Annotated in this window: 1 protein-coding gene; it reads left to right on the top strand. The window is 57.1% G+C overall.

Annotated elements, in window-relative coordinates; translation table 11 throughout:
- A partial coding sequence (locus KQJ18_RS24505) for a glutamate--tRNA ligase family protein (RefSeq protein ID WP_253297577.1) occupies positions 1-280 on the top strand: 280 nt, incomplete at both ends.

The raw sequence follows: 280 nt of genomic DNA, 5'->3' as shown, positions 1-280 counted from the left end.
GGGCCAGAGCAGGCGGCTGTCCGCATCAAGCAACGCCGCCCCGTGCTGCAGTTTACTGACCGGCTACGCGGTGTAATTCAGGCTGACCCGCAACTTGCTGGCGAAGATTTTATTATTCACCGCCGCGACGGGCTGTTTGCCTATAACCTCGCGGTAGTGGTAGATGACCATTTCCAGGGCGTGACGGAAATTGTGCGCGGCGCCGATCTCATAGAACCGACGGTGCGGCAAATTTCGTTGTATCAGCAGTTTGGCTGGCAGGCGCCAGACTATATTCATC

The sequence above is a fragment of the Citrobacter sp. S55_ASV_140 genome, assembly GCF_018919505.1.
Classification (GTDB): Bacteria; Pseudomonadota; Gammaproteobacteria; order Enterobacterales; family Enterobacteriaceae; genus Citrobacter; species Citrobacter werkmanii.
The sequence above is the reverse complement of the archived record's forward strand: the minus strand, read 5'-3'. Positions and strand labels throughout refer to the sequence as shown.